This window comes from Pseudomonas sp. NFACC10-1, assembly GCF_900119195.1.
Classification (GTDB): domain Bacteria; phylum Pseudomonadota; class Gammaproteobacteria; order Pseudomonadales; family Pseudomonadaceae; genus Aquipseudomonas; species Aquipseudomonas cerasi.
Window position 1 is genome coordinate 699,023 of the sequence record NZ_FPJB01000003.1, and the last position, 26,072, is coordinate 725,094.

Consider the following 26,072-nt stretch of genomic DNA (forward strand, 5'->3'; position numbering starts at 1 on the left):
TGAGCGCTTTCGCGTTCAGCCCCGTATTTCACGACAGCTTCATGACTGTTTGATGACGTTGCGGCTAACTGGCCATCAATGAGCCTGCGTTACTTTTTCGCGACAGCCGCACTCAGACCCAGATAGTCGATGAGAATGCGCCCGGTCTCTGCCAGGTAGGCATCGTCCTCGGGTTTGGTTTTCTCGTCTTCTACCGGCAGCGCGTCTTCATCTTCCTTCTTCAGCTCTTTGAGCGGCTCTTCACCCTTGGCCTTGCGGCGGGTGTTTTCCAGCGCAAGTTGCTTGCTTTCGATAGACGCATGCTCGGCACGACGGTCGGCTTCATTGAGGCTGACGGTCTTCTCGTTCATCAGCTTCTTGGCCAGCGCCAGGCGATCCTCAATGAACACGAACTCGGCGTCTTTTGCCGAACGTGCTTCATGACGCGCCTGCAATTGAGCCAGGAACGGCTTGAACGGGTCGATTGCCGGCTTGATCGCCGGTTTGATGCTGTCCCACGGCATGGCTTCGGGCAGCGCGCTCTCGCCGATCTCCTTGGTGTCGATCAGCGATGGGTACGTGATGTCCGGTACCACGCCCTGATGCTGGGTGCTCTGACCGGAAACCCGATAGAACTTGGCCAGTGTCAGTTTCAGTTCGCCGTGATTGAGCGGCTGAATGGTCTGCACGGTGCCTTTACCGAAGGTCTGGCCACCGATCACCAGCGCGCGGTGATAATCCTGCATCGCCCCGGCGAAAATCTCCGACGCCGACGCAGACAGACGGTTGACCAGCAATGCCATCGGGCCTTTGTAGAACGCGCCCTTGGCTTCGTCTTCCAGGACGTCGACCTTGCCGTCGGCATTACGCACCAGCACGGTCGGGCCCTTGTCGATGAACAGGCTGGTCAGCTCGGTGGCTTCCTGCAACGAACCACCACCGTTGTTGCGCAGATCCAGTACCACACCGTCGACCTTCTCGGCCTGCAATTCGGTGAGCAGTTTCTTCACGTCACGGGTGGTGCTCTTGTATTCCGGATCGCCAGCACGGTAGGCCTTGAAGTCCAGATAGAAGGCTGGAATGTCGATGACCCCGAGCTTGTAATCCTTGCCGTCCTGCTTGAGGTGCAGGATCGACTTCTTGGCCGCCTGTTCTTCAAGCTTCACCGCTTCACGGGTAATGGCGACGATCTTGCTGGTCTGGTCGTTCGGTGCATTGCTGGCCGGGATGATCTCCAGGCGTACCACCGAGCCTTTCGGACCGCGAATCAGCTTGACCACTTCATCGAGGCGCCAGCCGATCACGTCGACCATTTCCTTGTCGCCCTGGGCAACGGCCACGATCTTGTCGGCCGGAGCGACCTGTTTGGTCTTGGCCGCCGGACCTGCCGGGACCAGACGCACGATCTTCACGTTGTCGTTGTCGCTCTGCAACACGGCGCCGATGCCTTCCAGCGACAGGCTCATGTTGATGTCGAAGTTCTCCGCGCTGTCAGGTGACAGGTAGTTGGTGTGCGGGTCGTAGGACATGGCGAATGTGTTGATGTAGGCCTGGAAGATATCTTCGGCACGGGTCTGGTTCAGACGCGCCTGCTGATTCTTGTAGCGCTTGGTCAGGGTTTCCTGAATCTTCGCCGGGTCCTTGCCTGCAATCTTCAGACGCAGGACTTCATCCTTGATGCGCTTGCGCCACAGTTCGTCGAGCTCGGCAGTATCCTTGGGCCATGCGGCGTCCTTGCGGTCGACCAGCAGGGTTTCCTTGGTATTGAAGTCGAGCTTGTCGACGCCCTTGCCCAACTCGGCCAGCGCAAAATTCAGACGCGCATTGACGCGGTCCAGATAGCGCTTGTAGATGGTGAAGCCGGCGTTCAGGTCGCCGCTTTTCAGGAAGTCGTCGAACTGGAACTGCCATTTGTCGAAATCGGCAATGTCGCTGGCCATGAAATAGCTGCGCGAGGGGTCCAGTTGCTTGATGTAGCTCTGGTAAATAATCGCCGAACGCTTGTCGTCCAGGGGCGGCTTGCTGTAGTGATGTCGTTTGAGCAGCTCAACCACGTTGAGACTGGCAATCACTTCGTCGCGGTCCGGCTGAAGATTATCCCAGCTGTTGGCGGCAAAGGTACTGGCTGACATCGGCAAAACGCTAAGGCCGACAAACAGTGCGAGGGCAGTGCTGGGGAATAATTGCTTCATGCTGATTCGACGCGAGGACAATTGATAACGCATATTAGGCCGTCTTTGAGGTCGCCGGTTCCTTTGGACCCGGCCGCATAATGCAAAAGCCCGGGCAAAACAGCCACGGGCTCAGTCTGGACTCACTATGGAGGCACCGTGAAGGCATTGCAAGGCGTTGAAGGACATGTGGAATGGGTCGAGGAGCCGAGTCCGGCCCTCGATGTGGGGCAGGTACGTATCAAAGTGGCTGCGGCAGGTTTGAATCGTGCCGATCTGTTACAGCGCGAAGGCAAGTATCCGCCGCCGCCCGGCGTCACTCGGACGCTGGGTCTGGAGTGCTCGGGCGTGATCGCCGAAGTCGGTCCGGGTACGTCCTGGATGGTCGGAGACCGCGTCTGCGCGCTGTTGGCGGGCGGGGCGATGGCCGAAGAAGTGGTGGTCGATGGGCGACACGTGCTGCCGGTACCGGAAGGTCTGTCGCTGCACGAGGCGGCCGCCATTCCCGAGGTCTATGCCACCGCGTGGTTGAACCTGTTCGAGCTCGCCGGGCTCAAGCCTGGCGAGAAGGTTTTGCTGCACGCTGGCGCAAGTGGGGTTGGTTCAGCCGGGATTCAGCTTTGCAAGGCGTTTGGCAATCCGGTCTGGGTCAGTGTCGGCTCGACCGAACGTCTGGCCTATTGCGTCGAACTGGGTGCTCAGGGCGGTGTGGTACGCAGCGAAAGCCTTGAAGGCCTGAACGACTTTGCACCGTTCAACGTCATCCTCGACCCGGTGGGGGCGAGCTACGCCGAGCTCAACGTCAAACTGCTGGCCCTGGACGGTCGCTGGGTGCTGATCGGCGTCATGAGCGGCCGCGAGGCGCAGGTGGATCTGGCTCACGTACTGGGCAAGCGTATCCGGCTGATGGGTTCGACCTTGCGCAGTCGCGACGACACGTTCAAGGCCGACCTGCTCAGCGACCTGGGCCAGCACGTCTGGCCGCTGTTCACTGAGGGCCGCCTCAAGCCGCAACTGGCGAAATCCTTTGCGATCAAGGATGCCGAGGCGGCGTTCGAAGAGCTGGCGACCAACACGGTGTCCGGCAAGATCGTGCTGGTCATCGACGAAAGCCTGGTCTGATCAGGCGGTGCCTCTGGACTCAGCTCCAGTCGTGCACCGGCCAGCCCGCTTTCTGCGCGTGTTCCAGTAGCACGGCATCGGGGTTGACCACGTTAGGGTGGTCAACCTTGAGCAGCAGCGGCAGGTCATTGCGCGAATCCGAATAGAAACTCGCACCCTCGAGATTTTCCCCCTCGGCATCCAGCCATTCCATCAGGCGCGTGATCTTGCCTTCCCGATAGGTCAGCACGCCGACGGTTGCACCGCTGTAGACGCCGTGCTGCACGTCCAGTTCGATACCCAGCACTTCGTCGATCCCGAGGCGTTCGGCGATCGGCTTGACCAGGTGCACGCCCGACGCCGAGATCACCAGAATGCGGTCACCCTTGGCGCGGTGCTTTGCAATGCATGTGCAGGCGTCGCTGTAGATGATCGGCTCGATGACGTCCTCGACCCAAGGGCCGACCAGATGGTCGATTTCTTCAGGGGTACGGCCAGCCATGGGTTCCAGGCTGAAGGCCATGTAGTCTTCCATCGCGAGCTTGCCCTCGCTGTAGGCGGCCATCAGTTCGTCGTTGCGTTGCATGAACGACGTCGAGTCAACCCAGCCCAGGCGACCCATCTGCTCGCTCCAGAGCGTGGCGCAGTCACCACCGATCAGGGTCTCGTCCAGGTCGAAAATTGCCAGGGGCATGTGCGTTTCTCCTAAAAGTCTGTTGAGTCGGCTGTCAGCTTCACGCATGGCGTCTTGATCGGCAAGCGCGTGGCGTTATGCGTGCAGAACGAATTCAGTTCACGGCGCGTTCAGTTCAAGGCAACGCTCAGTTCAAGGCGCAGAGTGCCGACGGTTCAATGTTCAGTGTTACACGCCTTCCGTCCGGGTGCAGGTCGTCGGCGCTGCGGTTCAGTACGTCGACCACAAGGTCTACGCCACGCGCCTGGACCCGGTAGCGGATGACGTTGCCGAGCAGACTGTGACTGCGTACTTCGCCTTCCAGTTCGCCCGTCAGGCTCAATTGGATCGACTCAGGGCGGATCGCCACACGGCTGTTGATCGGGCGCTGCATCAGGCGAGTGGCATCGTCGGCTTCCAGCAGGTTGTAGTTGCCGATGAAGCCTGCGGCGAAAACGTCCACCGGCGCGGTGTACAGTGTCTCGGCGTCACCGCTCTGCACGATCCGGCCCTGATTCATCAGGAAGATACGGTCTGACAGGGTCAGTGCCTCTTCCTGGTCGTGGGTCACGAAAATAGTGGTCAGGCTCAGCTCGCGCTGAATGGCGCGTATCTGTTCACGCAGGTTCTTGCGAATCCGCGCGTCCAGCGCCGATAGCGGCTCATCGAGCAACAGCAGACGCGGGCGAGTGACCAGCGAGCGCGCCAGCGCCACACGCTGGCATTGCCCGCCGGACAGTTGATGCGGGTAGCGCGTGGCAAAATCGTGCAGCTCGACCATGCGCAGAATCTCGGCAACACGCCTTGAGCTCTCGTCGGCACCGACTTTCTGAATGCGCAGCCCGAAGGCAACGTTTTGCTCGACGGTCATGTTGGGAAACAGCGCATAGCTCTGGAACACCATGCCGATGTTGCGCTTTTGCGGCGTGAGCGGCACCAGGTCGCTGCCATCGAGCAAAATGCGCCCGCTGTTGACCGGGGTCAGCCCGGCAATGCAGCGCAATAACGTGGATTTGCCGCAGCCCGACGGGCCCAGCAAGGTAACGAATTCGCCCTTCGCGATGCTGCAGTTGATGTCGCTGAACACTGACGTGCTGGCGTAGCTTTTCTGCAGGTTTTCAATACTGACAAAACTCATCTCAGTCTTTGTCCTTGTTCAGTCGATTGGCGGCCCAGGTCAGCACCAGCACGAAGAGGAAATAGGAAATCACCAGCGCGCTGTTGAAGTGACCACTGCTGTTGCGCATGTTGTTGAGGTAGACCTGCAGGGTTTCATAGCGCGTGCCGACCAGCAGGTTGGCGAACACGAATTCGCCGAACAGGAACGAGAACGACAGCAGCAGGGCAATCATCAGGCCCTTGCGCAGGTTGGGCAGCACGACCATGAACGCCGCCTGCCAGGTGCTGGCGCCGAGCAACTGGGCGGCGTCCATCAGGTCTGTCAGGTTGATGGCCTGCAGGTTGTTGGTGATGGCGCGGTACATGAAGGGCAGGGCGACCGTGAAATAACAGCCAATCAGAATCCACGGTGTACCGACCATCGCCATGGGGCCTGAGCCATACAGCTGCAGCAGGCCGACCGAGGAGACCACGGGCGGCACGGCGAACGGCAGCAGGATGAGGATGTTCATCAGCCCGTCGAGGCGCGGAAAGTAGTAATGCACGACGAACAGCAGGGGCAGAATCAGCACCACCGAAAGGACCAGTGCGCCGACGCAGACCAGCAACGACTGGCCGAACGCCGTCAGAAAGCGTGGGTCGCTCCACAGCGCCACGTACCATTTGAAGGTCAGGCCGCTGGGCAGAATGGTCGCCGACCAACTGGTCGCGATCGAGTACAGGAAGGTGCCGGCCAGTGGCAGCAACAGGATCAGGAACAGCAGGTAGACCACTGTCTTGTGATAAATGCTCGCAGGCCCTCGTTCAACGCGTGACATGGTAGCTCCTTCTCAACAACCACTGATGGACCACGGTGACCAGGGTCATGAGCCCGACCAGAATCATCGCCAGCGCGCTGGCCATGTTCGGATCCAGCGTGATATCCCCCGCGACCATCGCCGCGATACGGATCGGCAATACGTTGAAATTGCCGGTGGTCAGCGCGTAGACCGTGGCATAGGCGCCCAGCGCATTGGCCAGCAGAATGACAAACGTGCCGAGCAGCGCCGGGGTCAGCACCGGCAGGCCGATGTAGCGCCAGAACTGATAGCTGCTGGCCCCCAGCAGCGCTGCCGACTCGTTCCAGTCTTCGCGCACGGCATCGAATGCGGGGTAGAGCAGCAGCACGCCGAGGGGGATCTGGAAATAGGTATAAAGGATGATCAGTCCGGTCTTGGAATACAGGTTGAAGTCATCGATGATCCCGGTCTGCTTGAGGATCAGGGTCAGCGCGCCGTTGAACCCCAGCAGGATGATGAACGCGAACGCCAGTGGAACGCCGGCAAAATTGCTGGTCATGTTGGCGAACGAGTTGACGAAATCGCGCAGCCGCGAATCCACCTTGCGCAGCGAATAGGCACCCAGGATCGAGATGATGATGCCGAACAGGCTCGACCAGAAGCTGATCTCCAGGCTGTACTGAATGGCTTGCCGGTAGAACTTCGAGCTGAACGCCCGGATGAAGTTTTCCCAGCCCCAGCCGGCATCGCTTTGCAGGCTGTGGATCGCGACCCACAGCAGCGGTGCGATCTGAAACACGATGAAAAATACGGCGAAGGGCAGCAGGCACAACAGCCCCAGCCACTTGCCTCGGGAAAAGGTTGTCAATTGAGAATCTCCCGGCAGACCGGTTTGTCGTGCGGCACGCCAAGCAGCTCGCAGACGGTGCCGCACAGATCGATCTGGCGCGGCGCGGCGTCGACATTCAGGCTGAAGGCATCACCGATGACGAACAGCGGCACCTCACGCTCTTCCGGCAACAGCCCGTTGTGCGAGCGGTCATTGTTCATGCCGTGGTCGGCCGTCACCAGCACTTGATAACCCGCATCCAGCCAGCGTTGCAGGTAGTCAGCCAGAATGATGTCTGCGCTGCGGGCGCTGTTGCGGTACTGCGCAGTGTCGAGGCCGTGCTTGTGCCCGGCGTCGTCGATGTTCATGGGGTGGATCAGCAGAAAGTTCGGGGCGTGCCCGAGGCGCAGGCTTTCGGCGTCGGCGAACAGGTGCGAATCAGGGTAGTGATCGGCCCAGTAGAACAGTCCGTGCTGAATCGGCAGATCCGTGGCTTCCGTATGGCGATCGCGTGCCGGGTCGAACGGGGTGCGGTTGTACAGCTCGCTGACCCAGTGATAGGCCGCTGCTGCAGTGCTCAGCCCGGCGTCGCGAGCATAGTGAAAGATGCTGCGCTGATTCGACAGGCGCGAGACGTTGTTATGCACGATGCCGCTGTCGATGGGCGCGACACCGGTCAGTATGCATTCGTAAAGGGGGCGTGAGAGGGCGGGCAGTTCGCATTCCATCTTGTAGAGCGCGGCCCGGCCCGCATCATGCCAGGCTTGCAGGTGCCCCATCGCATGGCGTGCGACTTCGTAATTGAGGCCGTCCAGCACGATCAGGATGACGTTGTGTTTCATGGGCGACTCGCTTTGAAAGAACGGGCGAGACTGGCTCGCCCGGAGTACACGACTTCATCCCTGAGCCGCAGGAGAGGATCAGTTCATCTCGATGATGACCTGCTCGTTCCACATCTGCGGCAGCGCTTTGGAAGTTTTCTCCCACGCCTCTGCGTTCTCGATTGGCTTGGCGTTTTTGTACTGGTCTTGCGGCAGCAGTTTGGCTTGAACATCTTCAGGCAGTTTGATGTGCTCTACGCGAATCGGGCGTGCATTGCCCTTGGCCAGATTGATCTGACCCGCGTCGCTGAAGGTGTATTCACGCGCCAGCTTGGCGGCGTTCGGATGTTTGGCATACTTGTTGATGATGGTGGTGTAGCCGGAAATCACCGAGCCGTCCGAAGGGATCAGCACGACGTAATCATCGGGTTTGGTCATCTTGGCTTTGTAGCTCAGGCCGTTGAAGTCCCAGACCACACCGACTTCGATTTCGCCTTTCTCGATGGTCTGAATGGTCGGGTTGGCCAGCGACAGACGCTTCTGTTTGGCCAGATCGGTGAACAGTGCCAGGCCCGGTGCGATGTTGGTTTCGTCACCTTTCATGGCGATGGCCGCTGCCAGTACACCGTTGGCAGCCTGAGCCGCAGTGCTCACGTCGCCGATGGACACCTTGTATTTGCCGGTTTTCAGGTCAGCCCAGCTTTTCGGGATTTCAGAGCCGTGCAGCAGGTTTTTGTTGACGATGAAGGCGATGGTGCCGGTGTAGGCCAGCGCCCAGTGGCCGTCCTTGTCCTTGGCCCAGGTCGGGATCTGATCCCAGGTAGTTGGCTTGTAAGGCTGGGTAACGCCTTTTGCTGTGGCGATAGGGCCGAACGCTGCGCCTACGTCGCCAATGTCACCGCTGGCGTTGTCTTTCTCCGCCTCGAACTTGGCGATCTCCTGGGCCGAACTCATGTCGGTGTCCATGTGCTTGAGGCCATATTTGGCTTCCAGGTCTTTCCAGATGCCGCCCCAGTTTGCCCAGTCATCCGGCATGCCGAGGCTGTTGACCGCGCCTTCAGCCTTGGCCGCAGCCTCCAGCGTTTTAAGATCCGTGTCCGCAGCCATGACCAGCGAACTCATTGCCATGGCTGAACCGAGGAGTGATGCCAACAAAAGATGTTTCATTCGGAGCTCCTAGTGCACTTCTTGAGAAAAGTGTTCGTTGCGGATTATTTGGTCTAGATCAGCAATACCTGAGCCAAGTTAGGCTTTTTGCATGACATTTTCGTGTCGTGTTGCACGGACAAAAGCGTTTTTCACGGGCCCCGGCAGTGCCTGGCGCTAAGCGTAGACCATCGCAATGGGCCTGTTGGGCAGGGGGTTATGGGCTCTTTTCGGCGCAGTTGGCATGCAACGTGATTTGTCCTGTAACAGTACAGTCATGTCCCCGGCCTAGGCTCACGGCAAGGGAGTCAACGGCGTTGGCTGCACTGATGTATGCCTCGTAACAGGGCTGGTCTAGTCCAGACGGATACCGGAATGCGCGAAGATGTGCCACGGGCGGTAACAACCATTTGCCATGCGCTGCAGGAGCAGATCGAACATGGTTTGTTGCCGCATGGCAGCAAGTTGCCTGCAGAGCGCAAGCTCAGCGAGGTATTCGCCACCACCCGCATCACCTTGCGTGAAGCGCTGTTGCAGCTTGAGGCGCAGGGGTTGATCTATCGGGAAGAGCGGCGTGGCTGGTTCATCTCGCCGCCGCGACTGGCCTATGACCTGATCAGGCGTAGCCATTTCCACGCAATGGTCTGTGCACAGGGAAGGGTGCCGCACACCCGGCTTCTGTCTGCACGCCTGCAACCTGCTTCAGCGATGATCTGCGAAATGCTGGAACTGCCGGCGCTGTCGAGCGTGATCCAGATCTGTCGCGCGCGACGGATCGATCAGCGTCTGGTGCTGTATGTCGAGCACTACCTGAGACCGGAGTTGTTCCCCGGCATTCTCGAACACGACCTGAACGAATCGCTCAGTGAACTCTACGCCCGCCGCTATGACATTCATTACGGTCGGGTGCGCTTCGACATGGTCCCCACGGCGCTGCACAGCGAAGCAGCCGCTGCACTGAAGGTTTCACTGGGTAGCCCGGGCCTGCGCATTGCACGTGTCAATTATGATCGGAAAGATCGGTTGATCGACTGTGACCTCGAATACTGGCGTCATGATGCTATTCATGTGCGCGCAGAGGTGAACGGCGACTGAATGCCGGTGTGGCAAACCCACTTCCCAAGCGCGGTCTGTGCCACCGTTAGTTCGCTGTTTTCTATAAATAAATACTCATTTCGTTGATAAGAATGTGTGCAATGTACAGCCTGTTTAATAGGTTTTGTGTAATGCATGCATTTGATTAACAAAAAAAATTAATGAGCGTTATTCTATTGTTGCTGGCGGGGTGGCGTTAAATTAGTTGGTTTTTTTGATGAAATGTCCCAGAGTAATTATTCTAGTTTTCAGCGGATTTAAGAAAAATCTTAATATTAATTAATGTTTGTTAATGGGGTGTGGTAGGTTTTTGGTGTGGAAGGATAAGCACTGGTTAGTTGGTTTTATTTGCACGATCGTTCCATGTTTGGATTAAGGTTGACATGGCAGTTGTCCTATAAAGCAATGCTTGATAAGTGCGGCTGCTTTTATTTAAAGGATCTATGAGGATGCTGTAATGACTCTCGACAAGGCGTTGGTGCTGCGTACCTGTGCAAATAATATGGCCGATCACTGCGGCCTTATATGGCCCGCGTCCGGCACGGTGGAATCCAGATACTGGCAGTCAACCAGGCGGCATGAGAATGGTCTGGTCGGTTTACTGTGGGGCGCTGGAACCAGCGCTTTTCTAAGCGTGCATGCCGATGCTCGATGGATTGTCTGTGAAGTTGCCGTTGCAGACATCATCAGTCTGGAAGAGCCGGGAATGGTCAAGTTTCCGCGGGCCGAGGTGGTTCATGTCGGCGACAGGATCAGCGCGTCACACTTCATTTCGGCACGTCAGGCCGACCCTGCGTCAACGTCAACGTCAACGTCAACGCCAATGCCCACTGCCATACCCACGCCCATGCCTGCGGTAGCAAGTGTCACGTTACCGGTGGCCGAACAGGCCCGTCATGAAGTGTTCGATGTCGCGTCGGTCAGCGCGGCTGCCGCCCCAGTAAACACCCTGCCGGTGACGACGCCGCAGAATGTGCAGACCGCCACTTACGGCAGCACGTTGAGTGGCGACAATCACAGTCGTCTGATTGCCGGTTATGGCAGTAACGAGACCGCTGGCAATCACAGTGATCTAATTGCCGGTTATGGAAGTACAGGCACCGCCGGCTCCGACAGCTCGCTGGTCGCTGGCTATGGAAGCACCCAGACCGCCGGTGGGGACAGCGCGCTGACAGCGGGTTACGGCAGCACCCAGACCGCCCGCGAAGGCAGCAACCTGACGGCAGGGTACGGCAGCACCGGCACGGCAGGCTCGGACAGCTCGCTGATCGCCGGTTACGGCAGTACTCAGACTTCGGGCGGGGACAGCTCACTCACAGCGGGTTACGGCAGCACGCAAACGGCTCAGGAAGGCAGCAATCTCACCGCCGGGTATGGCAGCACCGGCACGGCAGGTTCGGACAGCTCGCTGATCGCCGGCTACGGCAGTACCCAGACTTCTGGAGAAGACAGCTCGCTCACAGCGGGTTACGGCAGCACGCAAACGGCTCAGGAGGGCAGCAATCTCACCGCTGGGTATGGCAGCACCGGCACGGCTGGCTCGGACAGCTCGTTGATCGCCGGTTATGGCAGTACACAAACCTCGGGAGGCGACAGTTCGCTGACCGCGGGCTACGGCAGTACGCAGACGGCCCAGGAGGGCAGCAATCTGACGGCGGGGTACGGCAGCACGGGTACAGCAGGTGTCGACAGCTCTCTGATCGCGGGATACGGCAGCACGCAGACCTCGGGAAGTGACAGCGCCCTGACCGCAGGCTACGGCAGCACGCAGACGGCCCAGGAAGGCAGCAATCTCACTGCTGGATATGGCAGCACCGGCACGGCAGGTTCCGACAGCTCGCTGATCGCCGGTTACGGCAGCACGCAAACCTCGGGCAGTGACAGCTCGCTCACGGCGGGTTACGGCAGTACGCAGACGGCTCAGGAAGGCAGCAATCTGACGGCGGGGTATGGCAGCACGGGTACAGCAGGTGTCGACAGCTCGCTGATCGCGGGATACGGCAGCACGCAGACCTCGGGAAGTGACAGTGCGCTGACAGCGGGTTACGGCAGTACGCAGACGGCCCAGGAAGGCAGCAACCTGACGGCGGGCTACGGCAGCACTGGCACGGCAGGTGCCGACAGTTCGTTGATCGCCGGATATGGCAGCACGCAGACGTCAGGCAGCGAAAGTTCGCTCACCGCAGGCTATGGCAGTACCCAGACTGCCCGTGAGGGCAGCACCCTGACGGCCGGATATGGCAGTACCGGAACAGCTGGCGCTGACAGCTCGCTGATCGCCGGTTACGGCAGCACGCAAACCTCGGGCAGTGAAAGCTCGCTCACGGCAGGTTATGGCAGTACCCAGACCGCACAGCAGGGCAGCGTACTCACATCAGGCTATGGCAGTACGCAAACGGCCGGGGCTGCCAGTAACCTCACCACCGGTTACGGAAGTACAGGTACCGCGGGTCACGAGAGTTTCATCATTGCGGGTTATGGAAGTACACAGACAGCGGGCCACAAAAGTATCCTGACCGCTGGTTATGGCAGTACTCAGACGGCCAGGGACGGTAGCGACCTGATTGCGGGCTATGGCAGTACGGGAACCGCAGGCTCGGGCAGTTCGCTGATCGCAGGTTATGGCAGCACCCAGACCGCGAGTTACAGAAGCATGCTGACCGCCGGTTATGGCAGTACCCAGACCGCCAGAGAACACAGCGACCTTGTCACAGGCTATGGCAGCACTTCAACGGCAGGGTCAAACAGTTCGCTGATCGCCGGCTATGGAAGCACTCAGACGGCGGGCTTCAAAAGCATACTGACCGCCGGTTACGGCAGTACCCAGACGGCACAGGAGCGCAGCGACCTGGTCGCAGGCTACGGAAGCACGTCGACTGCGGGCTATTCCAGCTCCTTGATCGCCGGCTATGGCAGCACGCAGACTGCAGGCTACGAAAGCACGTTGACCGCCGGTTACGGCAGTACGCAAACCGCTCAGGAAAACAGCTCGCTCACCACAGGTTACGGAAGTACTTCTACTGCGGGCTATTCCAGCTCGCTCATCGCGGGTTACGGCAGTACGCAAACGGCAGGCTACGAGAGCACGTTGACCGCCGGTTACGGTAGTACGCAAACCGCGCAGGAGCGCAGTGATCTGGTGACAGGTTATGGAAGTACCTCCACCGCCGGCTATGCGAGCTCGCTGATTGCGGGTTATGGCAGCACGCAGACTGCGGGTTATGAGAGCACGTTGACCGCCGGTTACGGCAGCACGCAAACCGCACAGGAAAACAGCTCGCTCACCACCGGGTACGGAAGTACCTCCACAGCCGGCTTTGCCAGCTCGCTGATCGCCGGTTATGGCAGTACGCAGACAGCCGGCTATAAAAGTACCCTCACGGCCGGTTACGGCAGTACTCAGACCGCAGAGTATGGAAGCTCACTCACTGCGGGCTACGGCAGCACTGCAACGGCCGGGCAGGACAGTTCATTGATAGCCGGCTATGGCAGCTCCCTGACCAGCGGAATCAGAAGTTTTCTGACGGCAGGCTATGGCAGTACGCTGATCGCCGGACTTCGCAGCGTTTTGATCGCCGGTTATGGCAGTAGTCTTACATCGGGCGTTCGCAGCACGTTGACTGCGGGTTATGGCAGTAACCAGATTGCAAGTTACGGCAGCTCGTTGATTGCAGGCCATGAAAGCATTCAGGTCGCCGGAAATAAAAGCATGCTGATCGCCGGCAAGGGCAGCTCGCAGACAGCAGGTTTTCGCAGCACGCTGATTGCCGGTGCGGGCAGTGTACAACTGGCGGGTGATCGCAGCCGGTTGATTGCCGGTGCAGACAGTAATCAGACCGCGGGTGACCGCAGCAAACTGCTGGCCGGTAATAACAGTTATCTGACTGCCGGCGATAAAAGCAAACTGACCGGCGGGCATGACTGCACCCTGATGGCGGGAGACCAAAGCAGATTGACCGCTGGTAAGAACAGTGTCTTGACGGCAGGCGCTCGTAGCAAACTGATTGGCAGTGAAGGCTCGACGCTCTCGGCTGGAGAAGACTCCATACTTATTTTCAGGCTCTGGGACGGGAAGAGGTACAGGCAACTGGTCGCCAGAACGGGTGAGAACGGTGTTGAGGCCGACATACCGTATTACGTGAACGAAGATGACGATATTGTCGATAAACCCGACGAGGACGATGACTGGATAGAGGTAAAGTAGCCCGCGTTATTCAAGCACTCCACGACTGAATCATCGACAGGGCGCGTCGATGGAATTCGGGACATGAAGTCCCTTTATAAACAAATGACCTGTTGTCCGGTACGAGGTGGTTCAAAATGGCGCAGGCAAAAGTATCTTTTTTATCGTTATGATGAGAGACATTTTATTTCTTTCAATGGGCACTTTAGCGAGCGTCAACACCGAAACGCGGGAGCAACAGGTCACCCCCGCGTTATCGATTATCGCCTCAGCCGTTATGGCAGCTCGTGGCTGGCATAGAACGCACTCAATACCTTGACCAGATGCGCCAGGTCATGGCTACCGGCCAGTTCGCGAATCGAGTGCATGGCGAACGTCGGCAAGCCGATGTCTACCGTGCGAATACCCAGATGGCTGGCAGTGATCGGTCCGATGGTCGAGCCGCAACCCATGTCGCTGCGTACTACAAAGCTCTGTACCGGGACCTCTTCGGCCATGCACAGATGGCGGAAGAAACCGGCGGTTTCGCTGTTGGTGGCGTAACGCTGGTTGCTGTTGACCTTGATCACCGGCCCTGCGTTGAGCTTGGGGCCATGATTGGCGTCGTGCTTGTCAGCGTAGTTGGGATGAATGCCGTGGGCGTTGTCGGCTGATATCAGCAGCGACTTCTGAATCGTGCGCACGTAGTCTTCGCTGCTTGGCAACAGACGCTGGACGATCTGCTCGAGCATCGCACCGTCTGCGCCACAAGCGGAAGACGAGCCGACTTCTTCGTGATCGGTGCACACCAGCAGGGCGGTTTCGTCGCTCTCGGTGTTGAGCAGTGCCTGCATCCCGGCGAAACACGACAACAGGTTGTCCAGGCGTGCGCCTGCCAGGAAGTCCCCATTGAGGCCGACCACAGCGGCGCCCTGGGTGTCGTAGAAACTCAGCTCGTAATCGAGCACCACATCGGCATTGAGGCCGTGCTCGCGGGCCAGTTGGTCGGTCAGTAATGCCCGGAAGTCGGCGCGCTCGTCACCGGCGACCTGCGCCAGGATGGGAGGCAGTTCGTTTTGCGCATTGATCGCCCAGCCTTCGTTGGCAGTGCGGTTCAGGTGAATCGCCAGATTGGGGATCACGGCGATCGGCAGTTTGAAGTCGATCAACTGACTTTCAACCTTGCCGTCGCGGCGGAAAGTGACACGGCCGGCCAGCGACAGATCACGGTCAAACCAGGGGGCCAGCAAGGCGCCGCCGTAGACTTCGACGCCCAGTTGCCAAAAACCCTGACGTTGCAGTTCCGGTTGCGGCTTGACCCGCAGGCACGGGCTGTCCGTGTGTGCGCCGACCATGCGGATGCCGCCCGTGAGTGGTGACTGACGACCCATTCGGAAAGCGACGATGGAAGAGTCATTACGGGTGACGAAATAACGGCCCCCGGTTTCTACTGCCCACGTGTCACGTTCGTCCAGCCGCTGAAAGCCTGCGGCTTCGAAGTGTTGCACGAGGGTGGCGGTGGCGTGGAACGGGGTGGGAGAAGCCTTCAGAAAATCGATGAGGCCTTTGTTCAACTCTGCGCGCATAAATAGCTCCAGACAGCAATGGCGCGAGTTTACCGCATTGGCTCAGTCGTTGCCGCTGCCACAGAAACGCTTTTCGACCGCGAAGGGCCTGACGAAGTTGAGCCGGAAAACGGAGCCAAGGGCCTTGCTCGCTTTGGTCCCTCAAAGTGAGTCGCCGAGGGGCGAAAAGGTAACTTGAGCCGAACGCCAATCCACCTGATATCGCAAACCCTGGGTGACGCGGAGCGTAACGAACTGCATGCCTACGCGGAGCGCAGGCACGATAGTCTAAGCTGACGCACAGCGCCGAGAGTAAAAGCGCTTTTCAACCGCGGTGGCACTGACGACGCAGAGTGCGACGTTAGTGACGGCTGAGTCCTGGCGCTGATCCGGGGGTAGCCTGGCAGGACGCCAGGCTAGCCGCACCGGGCCATGGATGGCCCGTTGCGGCGACCCCCGGATCAGTGACAGGGCGAAGGAACCCGACGAAGTCGGGCCGGAAACAGGAGCGGGGGGCTTTGGTTACTTTGGCCCCATCAAAGTAACTCGCCGAGGGGCGAAAAGGTGACCTGAGTCGACCCTAAATCCACCTGAAGTCGCAGAACCGCTGTGTGACGCGGAGCATCTGCACGATATTCAGCGTGTCATTCAGATCAGAACGGCGCGGTGCACTCGAAGGTCAATCGCTCGCCGGTCCCCGGATGGGTAAAGCTCAGCATGCTGGCATGCAGACACAGACGCGGATACGCCGCCAGCGCTTCCGGATGCGCGTACAGACCATCACCCAACAACGGATGCCCGATCGACAGCATGTGCACACGCAACTGATGCGAGCGGCCAGTGATCGGCGTGAGCTCGACGCGACAGTAAGTGTCATGCCGCTCGACAACCTTCCAGAATGTCAGCGCGTGTTTGCCACCCTCGTGGTCCACCACATGCCGGGGCTTGGTGGGAGGGTCATAGCGCAATGGCAGATCGATACTGCCGCTGTCCAGGGACGGTTGGCCCCAACACAGTGCGGTGTAGGCTTTCTCGGTTTCGCGGTCATGAAACTGACGCGACAGCTCTCGATGCGTATCGGCATCACGGGCCAGCAGAATGATGCCCGAGGTTTCCCAGTCCAGGCGATGGACGATACGCGCTTCGGGGTAACCGTTTTCCTGCAGGCGGGTAATCAGGCAATCCTTGTTATCGTCGGCACGGCCGGGAACGGAAAGCAGCAGGGTAGGCTTATCGATCACCAGAACGGCGGCGTCCTGATGAATGATGCGGATGTTCGACAACGGCATGCAACGGCCTCGAAACGCTAGAAACGCCAACGGCGGCAAGGGCGCAGCTTCCGTAGAAGTGCGCCGATACCGCCGCGAGCGACTGCCTGATCAGCGATCGGGCAGGGTGATATTGAGTTCCAGAATCGAACAGCTGCCCTGGCTTTCCAGAGCGACCTGTACCTGGTCAGACTCGATATTGACGTATTTACGGATCACTTCCACCAGCTCTTTCTGCAGCGCAGGAAGGTAGTCCGGGGTACTGCGTTGGCCGCGTTCGTGAGCAACGATGATCTGTAGACGCTCTTTCGCGACCGAGGCCGTGCTTCCTTTTTTGCGGTCACGAAAGAAGTCAAAAATATTCATTAATTACCCCCGAACAGGCGTTCAAAGAATCCTTTCTTATGCACATCCAGAAACCGGTGCTCAAGTGTTTTGCCCAGCAGGCGGTCAACCGCATCGCTGTAGGCCTGACCCGCATCGCTCTGGTCATCTAGAATGACCGGCACGCCCTGGTTGGAGGCTTTCAGTACAGCCTGGGATTCGGGGATCACGCCGAGCAGGGTAACGGCAAGGATTTCCTTGACGTCTTCCACGCCGAGCATTTCGCCCTTGCTGACGCGCTCAGGGTTGTAGCGGGTCAGCAGCAAGTGTTCCTTGATCGGGTCTTCGCCACGTTCGGCGCGACGCGATTTGCTGGCCAGCAGGCCCAGCATGCGGTCGGAGTCACGTACCGACGAGACTTCAGGGTTGGTCACGACGATGGCTTCGTCGGCGAAGTACATGGCCAGGTGAGCACCGGTTTCGATACCGGCCGGCGAATCGCAGACGATGTATTCGAAGGATTCCTTCAGCTCCATGAGGACTTTTTCAACGCCCTCCTTGGTCAGTGCTTCCTTGTCACGGGTCTGGCTGGCGGCCAGCACGAACAGGCCTTCGATCTTCTTGTCCTTGATCAGCGCCTGTTGCAGGTTGGCTTCGCCATTGACCACGTTGACGAAGTCATACACGACACGACGTTCGCAACCCATGATCAGGTCGAGGTTACGCAGGCCGACGTCGAAGTCGACGATGACTGTCTTGTGGCCGCGCAGTGCGAGACCGGTACCGATGGCGGCGCTGGTGGTGGTCTTGCCCACACCACCCTTGCCGGATGTAACAACGAGAATCTTGGCCAAGGTGTATCACCCCTAGAGGAAAAGGACATTGAGTCCCTGAAAGGCATCTCCTGGCGCCGCGCCCGCCGAAGCATTCTGGAAATCCTGGGGTCTGATTCCGGAAAGCTAGCACTAAGCTATTACTTTCGACTCATATACCCGCTGAAAAGCAGTGCTTTTCAGAACTTCCTGCCGCCTTCACGACAATTTCGCGACGAATCAGAGATGCTTTGAAAATTGCGGCAGTATCCGTTAAAGACGAATGATGTTCAACACATCACCTGACAAGCTGATCTGGACCGGCGAGCCCCATAACGGGTCCCTGCGCAAGTCCTCGGACACCTTGTATTGCCCGGCAATCGAAATCAGTTCGGCACTCAACTGCTGGCAGAAGATCCGTGCCTTGGTATCGCCCTTTATTCCCGCCAGTGCCCTGCCACGCATCGGGCCGTAGACATGGATGTTTCCATCGGCGAGAAGTTCCGCACCGGGACTGACCGGCGCGACCACCACCAGGTCGCCGCCCTGGGCGTAGATCTGCTGACCGCCGCGTACCGGAGCGGTTATCACGCGGGTCGGCTTGATCAGTGGCTCTGGCGGTTTTTCCGGGATTTTTTTCGGTGCTTCGGCCTCGACCGGGTCGATCACGCGCTCACGTGCGCCGGACGGCGGCAGCACCGGGAGGTCGACGGCAATCGCCGCGGCAATGTCTTCGATACGGTTGGCGCGGATCGCCAGGGTGCGCAGGCCATGCTGGCGACAGATACGCACCAGACCCGGTAGATCCACCGGGCCTTCGTTGGGTGCGAGTTTGTCCAGAGCCAGGATCAGCGGCGTATTGCTGAAGAAGTTGGGGGCTTGTGCCACCTTGGCCGCCAACTGCCTGTCGAGCGCTTCAAGGTTGGTTCGGGCCAGCTCCATCACGGTGATGGCGAGCATGCTGCCCTTGAGCTGAAATACAGGTTCCGGGTTTTGCGATTCAATCTGGCTCATGGTTGATATACACAACAGCTTGTCGCTAAAAGTGCCGAGACTTATAGCGAGAACGCCCGCGAGCCGCAAGCGGCCAGAACCGTTGTAGAATGCGCGGCCTTTGTTCTGACGGAAGCCCAAATGGATCGCCCGCGTCTTAAAGCCAGTTTCCTTCACCCCCGTTTCTGGCCGCTATGGCTGGGGCTGGGGCTCTTGTGGCTGATTGTTCAATTGCCATTTCGCGTTCTGCTGGTCATCGGTCGGGCACTGGGCGCCATCATGTACCGTGTGGCCACTGATCGAAAAAAAATCGCGTCACGCAATCTGGAGCTGTGCTTCCCGCATTTGTCCGCGGCCGAGCGCAAGCGTCTGCTCAAGGAAAACTTCGCCTCCACCGGGATTGCCTTCTTCGAGATGGCCATGAGCTGGTGGTGGTCGAAAAAGCGTCTGGCCAGGCTTGCCCACGTCGAAGGGCTCGAGCATTTGCAGAGTGCCCAGGAAAAAGGCGAGGGCGTGATTCTGATGGCGCTGCATTTCACCACGCTGGAAATCGGCGCGGCACTGCTGGGCCAGCAGCACACCATTGACGGCATGTATCGCGAACACAAGAGCCCGTTGTTCGACTTCGTCCAGCGTCGCGGACGCGAGCGCCATAACCTTGATTCACTGGCTGTCGAGCGCGATGACGTACGCGGCATGCTCAAGTTGCTGCGTGCCGGTCGGGCGATCTGGTACGCGCCGGATCAGGACTATGGCGCCAAACAGAGCATTTTTGTGCCGCTGTTCGGCATCCAGGCCGCGACCGTGACCGCCACCAGCAAATTCGCCCGCCTGGGCCGTGCGCAGGTTGTGCCCTTCACTCAGCGGCGTCTGGCAGACGGTAGCGGTTACCGGCTGGTGATTCATCCGCCGCTGGACAACTTTCCGGGTGAGAGCGACGAAGCCGATTGCCTGCGCATCAATCAATGGGTGGAAAAAGCCGTCATTGAATGCCCGGAACAATATCTTTGGGCCCATCGACGCTTTAAAAGTCGACCAGCCGGTGAACAGAAGCTATATGAGAAACATAGATAAAAAGCGTCGTTGATCACCGAGGTCAGTCGTAGATGCAGGATCGCGCAGTAACGAGCAGTGCAGTAAGTGGTGTCGAGCCTGTAACCGGGCTGATTTTATCGGGTGGCGGGGCGCGTGCGGCCTATCAGGTCGGCGTACTGGCAGGCATTGCCGACCTGCTGCCGCCCGGTTCGCCCAATCCCTTTCCGGTCATCGTCGGTACGTCGGCTGGCGCGATCAATGCCGTCAAGCTGGCCAGTGGCGCGCTGCATTTTCGGATTGCCATCCATCAATTGACCGAATTCTGGCAGTCATTTCGCAGCCATCAGGTGCTGCGCAGCGACTGGTCCGGGGTGATTCATCAGGCCAGCCGTTTTTTCGGTCGCAGTCTGCTGGGGTTTGGACGAAACATCCCGGTTGCCTTGCTCAACAGTTCGCCCCTGCGTGATCTGCTCAATGAGCGGCTGGACCTGTCCGGAATCGAAGCCGCCATCGACGCTCATCATTTGCGTGCAGTGGCGGTGACTGCCTTCGGTTACGAATCGGGTCAGGCGGTCACGTTTTATCAGGGCCGCGGTACGATCGAACCCTGGCTGCGCCATCGCCGTATCGGCCGTCCGACGCAATTGACCGTGGATCACTTGCTCGCCAGTTCAGCCATTCCCTTGCTGTTCGCCCCCGTGATGCTCGACGAGGAATACTTTGGCGACGGGGCCGTGCGTCAGTCGGCACCGATCAGCCCGGCGCTGCACCTGGGCGCCAATCGTGTTCTGGTGGTCGGCGTGAGCGGCAACCCGCGCGGCCTTAAAGCCGAAAGACCGGCACCCCGCGCGCCACGCGGCGCTCAGCCAAGCCTGGCGCAGATCAGCGGCCACATGCTCAACAGCACGTTCATCGACAACCTGGAAAGCGATATCGAGCTGCTCGAACGCTTGAACACCGCCAGTGCGTTGCTGCCCGAGGATCAGGTCAGGCAGCCGGGCATGGAGCCGGTGGAAGTGCTGGTGATTTCGCCGAGCCGTCCGCTGGATGAGATTGCGGCCCGCCACCGCCGCGAATTGCCCCCCGCACTGCGCACGTTCCTGCGCGGGCCGGGTGCGACCAAGAGCAGCGGCGCCAGTGTGCTGAGCTATCTGCTGTTCGAGTCAGGTTATTGCAGCGAATTGATCGAACTGGGGCGTCACGACGCGATTGCTCAGGGTGCCGAACTGAAGCGCTTTCTGCGTCTGGAATAACTCGGCGAGACAGAGGCGGGGCCTCTGTCTCTTGATCAGCGTGCGAAGGGCTCAGTGAGCGAAGTTGTCACGCCGTCAGACGATCTTCCCGGAAGTCACGAATCGCCTGCTCGATCTCTTCCTTGGTGTTCATCACAAAGGGGCCGTACTGCACGATCGGTTCACGCAGGGGCTTGCCTGCAATCAGCAACAGCCGCGCACCAGCGGCGCTGCTGATCTGCACCTCACCGATGTCGGACAGGCGTGCCATTTGGCGTTTACCGATCGGCTGGGTGCTGCCTTCCAGCTCGACACTGCCTTCATAGACGTACAGCAGCACAAGGTGCCCTTCGGGTACGTGCGGGCTGATACGGCTGCCGGCAGGCATATCAAAGTCAAAGTACAACGGCTCGGTGTCCGGACGCTGTACTGCCCCGGCCTGGCGAACCTGGCCATCGTCGAAATGCCCGGCCAATACCACCACTTGTACACCGGCCTGGGTGGTGACACTCGGAACGTTTTCCGGCTGGATGTCCTGGTAGCTGGCATCGCTCAGCTTGTTCTTGCCCGGCAGGTTCAGCCAGAGCTGAAAGCCGCGCATGGTGCCTTCTTCCTGTTCAGGCATTTCGCTGTGAATGATCCCGCGTGCCGCCGTCATCCACTGCACACCGCCGCTCTGCAGAAGGCCGACATTGCCCATATGGTCTTCATGACGCATACGGCCTTCAAGCATGTAGGTCACCGTTTCGAAGCCACGGTGCGGGTGAGGTGGAAAACCGGCGATGTAGTCATCCGGCTTGTCTGACCCGAACTCGTCCAGCATCAGAAACGGATCGAACTGCTCCACGCCACGTCCGCCGAAGACGCGCGTCAGCTTGACGCCCGCGCCATCGGACGCTGGTTGACCCGCTTGAATGGACAGGACTTTACGAAATTGAGTCATGGGAGACAGAGCACTCCTTATCAGGTGATACGAAGTGTCATGGTATGCCTGTCCATTCGATAAATTTATTCGAATGCCGGGACAGAATGATCGTATTGGTCGATAGGTTGCGCTGCATGACGCAGTGGCGCGGAGTGACAGGCAGCCTGCCCGGAATGATCTCCGGGGCAGGCTTGAAGCCAGAGGATGCTCAGTGCTTGCTGCCCTGTGTCGACATGCTCAGCAGCTGTTTCTCCTGATTCCAGTCGAACGGTTCCTCGTTCTGCTCCGCTTCGTAGCGGCGTTCTTCCAGCGCCTGATACAGCTCGATTTCATCATCCGGCATGAAGTGCAGGCAGTCACCGGCGAAGAACCACAGCAGGTCGCGCGGTACCAGATGCGCGATTTGCGGGTAGCGCTGGATGACCTGGCAGAGGATGTCCTGACCCAGGTACTGGCTTTCGATGGGGTCCTGCGGCAACAGCTCGACCAGTTCGTCGAAACGCTCCATGAACAGCGCGTGGCTTTCTTCCGGAACCTGCTCGGCCTCGCCCAGCGCGACCAGAATGCTGCGCAGGTGTGCCAGCAGGCCAAGTTGGTGATCGAGAGTGGCGTCGGCCATTGGGTAATCCTCAAATGCAAAAACAGGCGCGAGAGTATAAAGCTCTACGCGCCTGCTGTGTGGTGCGACCTGACTATCAGCGAATCTTGCCGGCTGCCAGGGTCAGTTCTTCCTTGTCGAAATCATCCACATCAATCACCTTGCGGCGGGCTGCCTCGGCGGTACGCAGGGTTTGCGCTTCGTCGGCCTGCAACACACCGATGCGCAGCGCGGCGTCGATGACAGGCTCGCCAGCGTCCGGCTTGACCTGACCACTCTTGATTGCCACTTGCAGCTTCTTGTGCAGCGGATACGCAGCGCTGAGCAGGTCGATGGCGTGTTGCAGCGCGCCGACCGGATCGTCTGCCGATTGCGGGCGATAGCAGCCTGCCAGCAACTCTTCCAGCGTCGGATCGCCCTTGGCGCGGCCCAGCACCTGGGCAACTTCCGCATCAAGCTTGTCCGATGGCCCCTTGTGCCGGCGACCGAACGGGAACACTACGGCACGCAGCACCCCACCCAGTATGCGGTTGGGGAAGTTGCTGAGGATCTCGTCCATCGCACGTTCCGAATGCCCCAGGCTTTCTTCCATGGCCCAGCGGAACAACGGGCTCATATGGTCCGGCGAACCGAGGTCGTGATAACGCTTGAGCGCTGCCGAGGCCAGGTACATATGGCTGAGCACGTCACCCAGGCGGGCCGAAAGGCGTTCGCGGCGTTTCAATTCTCCACCCAGCAGCATCATGCTCAAGTCGGCGAGCATCGCGAACGCTGCTGCCTGACGGTTGAGCGCGCGGAAATAGCCCTGGCTCAAGCCGTTACCCGGCGCTCTTTCGAAATGACCGAAGCCCAGGTTGAGGATGAAGGTGCTGGCGGCATTGCTCACCGCAAAACCGATGTGTTTGAGCAGCAGGCTGTCAAACTCGATCAGCGCCTGCTGCTTGTCTTCGCGCCCGGCGAGGGCCATTTCCTTGAGCACGAAGGGATGGCAGCGAATCGCGCCCTGGCCGAAAATCATCAGGTTGCGCGAGAGGATGTTGGCGCCCTCGACCGTGATGAATATCGGTGCACCTTGCCAGTTGCGACCCAGATAGTTGTTCGGGCCCATGATGATGCCCTTGCCGCCATGCACGTCCATGGCGTGACCGATACACTCGCGACCGCGCTCGGTCAGGTGATACTTGAGGATTGCAGAGAGCACCGAAGGCTTCTCGCCCAGGTCGACCGCATTGGCGGTCAGCATGCGCGCGCTGTCCATCAGCCAGGCATTGCCACCGATACGCGCCAGCGCTTCCTGGATGCCTTCGAACGCCGAGATAGGCACGTTGAATTGCTCACGCACCTTCGCGTACTGGCCAGTGACCAGGCTGGTGTACTTGGCTGCGCCGGTGCCGACTGCCGGCAGCGAGATCGAACGACCCACCGACAGGCAGTTCATCAGCATCATCCAGCCTTTGCCCAGCATCGGCTGACCACCGATCAGGTAGCTCAGCGGGATGAACACGTCCTTGCCCGAGTTGGGGCCGTTCATGAACGCTGCGCCCAATGGCAGGTGACGGCGGCCGATTTCCACGCCGGGCGTGTCGGTCGGAATCAGCGCCAGGCTGATGCCCAGATCGTCTTTTTCGCCGAGCAGGTGCTCAGGGTCGTGGGCCTTGAAGGCCAGACCCAGCAGGGTGGCGACCGGGCCGAGGGTGATGTAGCGTTTTTCCCAGGTCAGGCGCAGACCGATGACTTCTTCGCCCTGCCACTGACCCTTGCAGATGATCCCGGTGTCGGTCATCGCGCCTGCATCGGAACCGGCCAGCGGACCGGTCAGCGCGAAGCAGGGGATGTCTTCACCGCGTGCCAGACGTGGCAGGTAATGATTGCGTTGCTCGTCGGTGCCGTAATGCAGCAGCAATTCGGCCGGGCCGAGAGAGTTGGGCACCATCACCGTGGACGCCAGGTCGCCGCTGCGGGTGGCCAGCTTCATGGCTACCTGGGAGTGGGCGTAGGCGGAGAAGCCCTTGCCACCGAATTCCTTGGGAATGATCAGCGCGAAAAAACCGTGCGCTTTCATGTGCGCCCAGGCTTCAGGCGGCAGGTCCATGGCCTGGCCGATTTCCCAGTCGCTGACCATCGCGCAGAGTTCTTCGGTCGGCCCATCGATAAAGGCCTGTTCCTCTTCGGTCAGTTGGACTTTCGGGTAGGCCAGCAGCTTGCCCCAGTCCGGGCGCCCGCTAAACAGCTCGCCATCCCACCAGACCGTGCCGGCATCGATCGCATCACGCTCGGTTTGCGACATCGGCGGCAGGACTTTTTGAAACCAGCTGAACATAGGCGCAGTGAAATGCTTGCGGCGAAGATCGGGCAGCATTACCGGTATGAATACTGCCAGCCAGAGCAACCAGAACACCGTCAGCAGCCATCCTGGCGCGTGACTGAAAATGCCCATGGCCAGCAGGTAGACAGCTACCACGCCAAGCGCCGGGAGCGGGGCGGTTCGCCGATGAGCCAGCCAGGCAATGCCGACGACCAGCACAACAATCCACAACAACAGCATAAATATTCCTCCGTGATGACCGCCACTGTGGCGGCGATCAAACTGGTCGCCGGGCAGTGGTGAGGCGACATCGATAGTGACCCCTGGTTGACGAGGAAGTTGCCGCCGCTTCGGGGTAGACTGTGAGCCTTTATTTATCAGCGACTGCGAGGGGAACGCAATGCTCAAGATCTGGGGGCGGAAGAATTCCAGCAATGTGCGCAAGGCACTCTGGATTGCCGAGGAAGTGGGCGTACCCTACGAGACGCAGGACGCCGGTGGTGCATTCGGCCTGGTCAACGAAGCGGCCTATCGCGCGAAAAACCCCAACGGCCGGATTCCGATGATCGAAGACGGCGACTTCGTGATGTGGGAGTCCAACGCCATCGTGCGCTATCTGGCCGCCCGCCATGCCCCCGATTCTGATTTATACCCCGCAGATCTGCAGGCCCGTGCCAACGCAGACAAGTGGATGGACTGGACCACCTCGACCATCGCCGCGCCGTTCAGCCCGGTGTTCTGGGGGGTAATACGCACGCCCGCCGATAAACAGGACTGGCCGGCCATCGAGCAAGGCATCAGGACGCTGCACAGCCTGCTGCTAGTGGCCGACGAGGCGCTGTCGCGACAGCCCTATCTGTCTGGCGATGCGTTCGGCATGGGTGATATTCCCTTGGGATGCTTCGCCTACGGCTGGTTTGAAATGCCGATTGAACGTCCGCCGCTGCCTCACCTCCAAGCCTGGTATGAGCGTCTCAAGACTCGCCCGGCTTATCGCAAGGCGGTCATGACCCCTTTAACCTGAGCATGTGATGTGAACAGGTGATAGGGCTGATCGGGCGCATGTCCGGCGCTCGATATTTACTATTAACAGATGTGTCTGTACTTGAACGGCGCAGCCAAGCACCATTGCGCGGCTGG

Annotated in this window: 21 protein-coding genes; 6 read left to right on the forward strand and 15 right to left on the reverse strand. The window is 59.5% G+C overall.

What is annotated here, in order from left to right; all coding sequences use genetic code 11:
* Positions 1–89 precede the first annotated feature (89 nt).
* Positions 90–2,171 (reverse strand): carboxy terminal-processing peptidase, encoded by a 2,082-nt coding sequence (locus tag BT119_RS11945; RefSeq protein WP_003430942.1) that lies wholly within the window; start codon positions 2,169–2,171, stop codon positions 90–92.
* Between the two features lie 138 nt (positions 2,172–2,309).
* On the opposite strand from BT119_RS11945, the gene BT119_RS11950 reads away from it, so the two are divergent.
* Complete coding sequence (locus BT119_RS11950) at positions 2,310–3,272, forward strand: NAD(P)H-quinone oxidoreductase (protein WP_072365747.1); 963 nt, start codon at positions 2,310–2,312, stop codon at positions 3,270–3,272.
* Positions 3,273–3,291: 19 nt separating this feature from the next.
* On the opposite strand, the gene BT119_RS11955 is transcribed toward BT119_RS11950, so the two are convergent.
* The 6 genes from BT119_RS11955 to BT119_RS11980 form a co-directional block, all read right to left on the reverse strand.
* Positions 3,292–3,945 carry an HAD family hydrolase gene (locus tag BT119_RS11955; RefSeq protein WP_003368346.1) on the reverse strand — a complete coding sequence of 218 codons (654 nt, stop codon included), beginning with the start codon at positions 3,943–3,945 and terminating at the stop codon, positions 3,292–3,294.
* Between the two features lie 127 nt (positions 3,946–4,072).
* Positions 4,073–5,062 carry an ABC transporter ATP-binding protein gene (locus tag BT119_RS11960; protein WP_003430947.1) on the reverse strand — a complete coding sequence of 330 codons (990 nt, stop codon included), beginning with the start codon at positions 5,060–5,062 and terminating at the stop codon, positions 4,073–4,075.
* A 1-nt stretch (position 5,063) separates the two neighbouring features.
* Positions 5,064–5,861 carry an ABC transporter permease gene (locus BT119_RS11965; protein ID WP_003368352.1) on the reverse strand — a complete coding sequence of 266 codons (798 nt, stop codon included), beginning with the start codon at positions 5,859–5,861 and terminating at the stop codon, positions 5,064–5,066.
* Complete coding sequence (locus BT119_RS11970) at positions 5,848–6,690, reverse strand: ABC transporter permease (RefSeq protein WP_003430949.1); 843 nt, start codon at positions 6,688–6,690, stop codon at positions 5,848–5,850. The genes BT119_RS11965 and BT119_RS11970 overlap by 14 nt, the downstream gene beginning before the upstream one ends.
* Entirely contained in the window at positions 6,687–7,493 is an 807-nt protein-coding gene (locus tag BT119_RS11975) for an alkaline phosphatase family protein (protein WP_003430952.1), read from the reverse strand. The genes BT119_RS11970 and BT119_RS11975 overlap by 4 nt, the downstream gene beginning before the upstream one ends.
* A gap of 78 nt (positions 7,494–7,571) precedes the next feature.
* A complete protein-coding gene (locus BT119_RS11980) occupies positions 7,572–8,639 on the reverse strand; it encodes an ABC transporter substrate-binding protein (protein ID WP_003368360.1) in 1,068 nt (355 codons plus the stop codon).
* Positions 8,640–8,993: 354 nt separating this feature from the next.
* On the opposite strand from BT119_RS11980, the gene BT119_RS11985 reads away from it, so the two are divergent.
* Positions 8,994–9,713: a UTRA domain-containing protein gene (locus BT119_RS11985; RefSeq protein WP_003368362.1), complete on the forward strand. Its 720-nt coding sequence runs from the start codon at positions 8,994–8,996 to the stop codon at positions 9,711–9,713.
* A gap of 847 nt (positions 9,714–10,560) precedes the next feature.
* A complete protein-coding gene (locus BT119_RS11990; RefSeq protein ID WP_371857170.1) occupies positions 10,561–13,917 on the forward strand; it encodes a beta strand repeat-containing protein in 3,357 nt (1,118 codons plus the stop codon).
* A gap of 254 nt (positions 13,918–14,171) precedes the next feature.
* On the opposite strand, the gene BT119_RS11995 is transcribed toward BT119_RS11990, so the two are convergent.
* The 5 genes from BT119_RS11995 to minC form a co-directional block, all read right to left on the reverse strand.
* Positions 14,172–15,461, reverse strand: coding sequence for a M18 family aminopeptidase (locus BT119_RS11995; protein ID WP_003368366.1), 1,290 nt, complete (start codon positions 15,459–15,461; stop codon positions 14,172–14,174).
* 632 nt (positions 15,462–16,093) lie between these two features.
* Positions 16,094–16,729: an RluA family pseudouridine synthase gene (locus BT119_RS12005; RefSeq protein WP_003368367.1), complete on the reverse strand. Its 636-nt coding sequence runs from the start codon at positions 16,727–16,729 to the stop codon at positions 16,094–16,096.
* Positions 16,730–16,819: 90 nt separating this feature from the next.
* Complete coding sequence (minE, locus tag BT119_RS12010) at positions 16,820–17,074, reverse strand: cell division topological specificity factor MinE (RefSeq protein ID WP_003317453.1); 255 nt, start codon at positions 17,072–17,074, stop codon at positions 16,820–16,822.
* Positions 17,074–17,886 carry a septum site-determining protein MinD gene (minD, locus tag BT119_RS12015; RefSeq protein ID WP_003317454.1) on the reverse strand — a complete coding sequence of 271 codons (813 nt, stop codon included), beginning with the start codon at positions 17,884–17,886 and terminating at the stop codon, positions 17,074–17,076. The genes minE and minD overlap by 1 nt, the downstream gene beginning before the upstream one ends.
* Before the next feature lie 231 nt (positions 17,887–18,117).
* Positions 18,118–18,858 carry a septum site-determining protein MinC gene (minC, locus tag BT119_RS12020; RefSeq protein WP_003368369.1) on the reverse strand — a complete coding sequence of 247 codons (741 nt, stop codon included), beginning with the start codon at positions 18,856–18,858 and terminating at the stop codon, positions 18,118–18,120.
* Between the two features lie 120 nt (positions 18,859–18,978).
* On the opposite strand from minC, the gene BT119_RS12025 reads away from it, so the two are divergent.
* Both BT119_RS12025 and BT119_RS12030 read left to right on the forward strand, forming a co-directional pair.
* A complete protein-coding gene (locus BT119_RS12025; RefSeq protein ID WP_072365751.1) occupies positions 18,979–19,911 on the forward strand; it encodes a lipid A biosynthesis lauroyl acyltransferase in 933 nt (310 codons plus the stop codon).
* Positions 19,912–19,943: 32 nt separating this feature from the next.
* The gene (locus tag BT119_RS12030) at positions 19,944–21,125 is read left to right on the forward strand and encodes a patatin-like phospholipase family protein (RefSeq protein ID WP_054080800.1); all 1,182 of its coding nucleotides are present in this window, start codon (positions 19,944–19,946) and stop codon (positions 21,123–21,125) included.
* A gap of 67 nt (positions 21,126–21,192) precedes the next feature.
* On the opposite strand, the gene BT119_RS12035 is transcribed toward BT119_RS12030, so the two are convergent.
* The 3 genes from BT119_RS12035 to BT119_RS12045 all read right to left on the reverse strand — a co-directional run bounded on the left by BT119_RS12035 (position 21,193) and on the right by BT119_RS12045 (position 25,172).
* Complete coding sequence (locus BT119_RS12035; protein ID WP_003368372.1) at positions 21,193–22,047, reverse strand: pirin family protein; 855 nt, start codon at positions 22,045–22,047, stop codon at positions 21,193–21,195.
* Positions 22,048–22,237: 190 nt separating this feature from the next.
* Positions 22,238–22,648 carry a PA2817 family protein gene (locus BT119_RS12040; RefSeq protein ID WP_003317460.1) on the reverse strand — a complete coding sequence of 137 codons (411 nt, stop codon included), beginning with the start codon at positions 22,646–22,648 and terminating at the stop codon, positions 22,238–22,240.
* A gap of 76 nt (positions 22,649–22,724) precedes the next feature.
* Complete coding sequence (locus BT119_RS12045; RefSeq protein WP_072365753.1) at positions 22,725–25,172, reverse strand: acyl-CoA dehydrogenase; 2,448 nt, start codon at positions 25,170–25,172, stop codon at positions 22,725–22,727.
* 160 nt (positions 25,173–25,332) lie between these two features.
* Between BT119_RS12045 and BT119_RS12050 the strand changes: the two genes are divergently transcribed.
* The gene (locus BT119_RS12050; protein ID WP_072365754.1) at positions 25,333–25,956 is read left to right on the forward strand and encodes a glutathione S-transferase; all 624 of its coding nucleotides are present in this window, start codon (positions 25,333–25,335) and stop codon (positions 25,954–25,956) included.
* Positions 25,957–26,072: the final 116 nt, after the last annotated feature.

What these genes read in the sequence shown, in the direction of transcription:
- BT119_RS11945 (WP_003430942.1), bottom strand. Translation starts at nt 2,171, where the DNA reads ATGAAGCAATTATTCCCCAGCACTGCCCTCGCACTGTTTGTCGGCCTT.
- BT119_RS11955 (WP_003368346.1), bottom strand. Translation starts at nt 3,945, where the DNA reads ATGCCCCTGGCAATTTTCGACCTGGACGAGACCCTGATCGGTGGTGAC.
- BT119_RS11960 (WP_003430947.1), bottom strand. Translation starts at nt 5,062, where the DNA reads ATGAGTTTTGTCAGTATTGAAAACCTGCAGAAAAGCTACGCCAGCACG.
- BT119_RS11965 (WP_003368352.1), bottom strand. Translation starts at nt 5,861, where the DNA reads ATGTCACGCGTTGAACGAGGGCCTGCGAGCATTTATCACAAGACAGTG.
- BT119_RS11975 (WP_003430952.1), bottom strand. Translation starts at nt 7,493, where the DNA reads ATGAAACACAACGTCATCCTGATCGTGCTGGACGGCCTCAATTACGAA.
- BT119_RS11980 (WP_003368360.1), bottom strand. Translation starts at nt 8,639, where the DNA reads ATGAAACATCTTTTGTTGGCATCACTCCTCGGTTCAGCCATGGCAATG.
- BT119_RS11985 (WP_003368362.1), top strand. Translation starts at nt 8,994, where the DNA reads ATGCGCGAAGATGTGCCACGGGCGGTAACAACCATTTGCCATGCGCTG.
- BT119_RS11990 (WP_371857170.1), top strand. Translation starts at nt 10,561, where the DNA reads ATGCCTGCGGTAGCAAGTGTCACGTTACCGGTGGCCGAACAGGCCCGT.
- BT119_RS11995 (WP_003368366.1), bottom strand. Translation starts at nt 15,461, where the DNA reads ATGCGCGCAGAGTTGAACAAAGGCCTCATCGATTTTCTGAAGGCTTCT.
- BT119_RS12005 (WP_003368367.1), bottom strand. Translation starts at nt 16,729, where the DNA reads ATGCCGTTGTCGAACATCCGCATCATTCATCAGGACGCCGCCGTTCTG.
- minE (WP_003317453.1), bottom strand. Translation starts at nt 17,074, where the DNA reads ATGAATATTTTTGACTTCTTTCGTGACCGCAAAAAAGGAAGCACGGCC.
- minC (WP_003368369.1), bottom strand. Translation starts at nt 18,858, where the DNA reads ATGAGCCAGATTGAATCGCAAAACCCGGAACCTGTATTTCAGCTCAAG.
- BT119_RS12025 (WP_072365751.1), top strand. Translation starts at nt 18,979, where the DNA reads ATGGATCGCCCGCGTCTTAAAGCCAGTTTCCTTCACCCCCGTTTCTGG.
- BT119_RS12030 (WP_054080800.1), top strand. Translation starts at nt 19,944, where the DNA reads ATGCAGGATCGCGCAGTAACGAGCAGTGCAGTAAGTGGTGTCGAGCCT.
- BT119_RS12035 (WP_003368372.1), bottom strand. Translation starts at nt 22,047, where the DNA reads ATGACTCAATTTCGTAAAGTCCTGTCCATTCAAGCGGGTCAACCAGCG.
- BT119_RS12040 (WP_003317460.1), bottom strand. Translation starts at nt 22,648, where the DNA reads ATGGCCGACGCCACTCTCGATCACCAACTTGGCCTGCTGGCACACCTG.
- BT119_RS12045 (WP_072365753.1), bottom strand. Translation starts at nt 25,172, where the DNA reads ATGCTGTTGTTGTGGATTGTTGTGCTGGTCGTCGGCATTGCCTGGCTG.
- BT119_RS12050 (WP_072365754.1), top strand. Translation starts at nt 25,333, where the DNA reads ATGCTCAAGATCTGGGGGCGGAAGAATTCCAGCAATGTGCGCAAGGCA.